General features: G+C 72.5%; 2 protein-coding genes. Both read right to left on the bottom strand.

Annotation, left to right across the window (positions count from 1 at the left end):
• Nucleotides 1-191: 191 nt before the first annotated feature.
• Nucleotides 192-635 (bottom strand): DUF983 domain-containing protein, encoded by a 444-nt coding sequence (locus V7004_RS15730; RefSeq protein ID WP_334145208.1) that lies wholly within the window; start codon nucleotides 633-635, stop codon nucleotides 192-194.
• 55 nt (nucleotides 636-690) lie between these two features.
• On the bottom strand, nucleotides 691-2,089 hold a 1,399-nt coding region (locus V7004_RS15735), incomplete at its 5' end, for an RCC1 domain-containing protein (protein WP_442968081.1).

Raw genomic sequence — 2,089 nt, forward strand, 5'->3', positions numbered from 1 at the left:
ACCCCCAGCTCCCCCAGGCTGGATGCGAGCCGGTCAGCGGTGTCAGCCAGCTCGGCAGCCGTGAACGTCTGACCAGCGAGGTCGAGGAACGGCCCGTGCGGATCCTGCTCGAGCCGGGCGTCCAGCACCTCGACCAGCGTGTGCTGCTCACCGGTGGTCCACGCCGCCGCTGCCATGGGCGGGCACTCTAGCTACGAGCCGCCCTGGCCTTCCTGCTCCCGGCGCAATCGCTCGGCGTCGGGCTCCAGCTCGAAACCCGGCGGCACCCCGTCGTCGAACTCGAGCGGTCGCATCGCCAGATCGATGGCCGACCACAGCGTTCGTGAGAAGGGGAAGAACAGGAACGGGGTCACCAGCGCGGTCAGCACCGTCACGGCGGTGATCGGCACCATCGGTGGGTCGGGATACGTCAAGCCGACCCCGATCAGCAGGACCAGCACCACCGCGGTCTGTACGACGCAGACGTTGATGAACCACGAGCCGAGCCAATGGCCGGGCACCCGTCGGAACCGCAGCCCGCAGCGGGGGCAGGCAGGCACCATCCGTAGCCAGTGCACGAAGAGATGGCCCTCGTTGCACACCGGACAGTGGCGCACCAGTCCCCGCCGCAGCATGGTGGAGAGGGGCAACGCCATGTGGGCCATTGTGGGCCTCCCACATCACGATGGCACCTCGACGGCCCGACCCAGGTCACGGTGCGACCTGCTCGACCAGCACGGGTGCGGTGGAACCCCGGGTGGTGCCGTCACCCAGCAGAGGTCCACCCCAGCAGCCCACCCGTCCCCCGACCAGCGCGCACGACCGGGAGTTGCCCGCGGCGATGCTGGTCGCTCCGGTGATACCCGGTACGACCACCGGCACAACTGCTGCAGTGGCGGTGGTGCCGTCGCCGAGCTGTCCCTGGTCGTTGCGGCCCCAGCAGCGCAACTCGCCGCCTCCCACCAACGCACAGGTGTGGGACGAGCCGCTGTCGATCGCGGTGGCGCCGGACACCCCCACCACGGTGGTCGGCAGCGTCGACGCCTCCCCGGTGCCGTCACCGAGCTGGCCCACGTTGTTCGCCCCCCAGCAACGGACCTCGCCGGTGGCGAGCAGGGCGCAGCTCGAATCCGCGCCCAGGCTGACGTCGACCGCATCGCTGATGCCCTCCACCCGCACCGGGGCGGGGGCGTCCTCGAAGGTGCCGTCGCCGAGCTGGCCGGTGTAGTTGCCGCCCCAGCACCAGACCTCGCCGGCGGTCACCGCGCACGAATGGGCCGCGCCCGCTGCCACCGCGGTGACACCAGGGAGACCCACCACCGCCACCGGGCCCGAAGGCTGGTCGCTGGTGCCGTCGCCGAGCTGGCCCATGTGGTTCGCTCCCCAGCACCACACCTCCCCGCCGACCACCACGGCGCAGGTGTGCCAGTGACCGGCAGCGACCCGCACCGCACCGCTCAGCCCGGGCACCGGCACCGGGACGACCGACGCCTCGCCGTAGGCCTCGTCACCGAGCTGGCCGAACCGATTCGAACCCCAGCACGCCACCTGGCCGTCGCCGCGGACTGCGCAGGCGTGGTGGAGCCCGACGGCGAGGGACACCGAGTCACCGGCGCCCGCCACCGGCACCGCGCCCGCCGCATCGAGGGTCGTGCCGTCACCGAGCTGACCAGAGCCGTTCGCGCCCCAGCAGCGCAGCCCACCGGTGGCGAGCGACGCGCACGTGCTGCCACCAGCGGCGATCGCCGACACCCCCTCCAGGGGCGCGCCCGGCTGGCGGTAGTACGCCACGACGTCCGCGACCAGGTGCGCGCTGCCCTGGTTGTTGTAGATCGCCACCTTGCCGCCGGCGCCGACCGCCACCACCACCAGGTTCGCCACCGTCTGGCCCCCCACCACGTTCAGGTTCGACGCCAGCGGCCTCGCCCCGCCCGCCGGCCACACGGTCACGAAGCTGCTCGCCGAAGGCTGGGTCACGGTCACGTTCAGCACCACCGCGGTGGCCCACTCCGGCACCGGCGTCGACCCGCCCCGCACCACCAGCTCCCGACCCTGGCCCGCACCCCACGGAGTCGAGAACCCGCCCGTGCCGTCCCGGGAGTCCAGCACC

The organism is Rhabdothermincola sp., assembly GCF_036846205.1.
Taxonomy (GTDB): domain Bacteria; phylum Actinomycetota; class Acidimicrobiia; order Acidimicrobiales; family Acidimicrobilacustridaceae; genus Rhabdothermincola.

What these genes read in the sequence shown, in the direction of transcription:
- V7004_RS15730 (WP_334145208.1), bottom strand. Translation starts at nt 635, where the DNA reads ATGGCGTTGCCCCTCTCCACCATGCTGCGGCGGGGACTGGTGCGCCAC.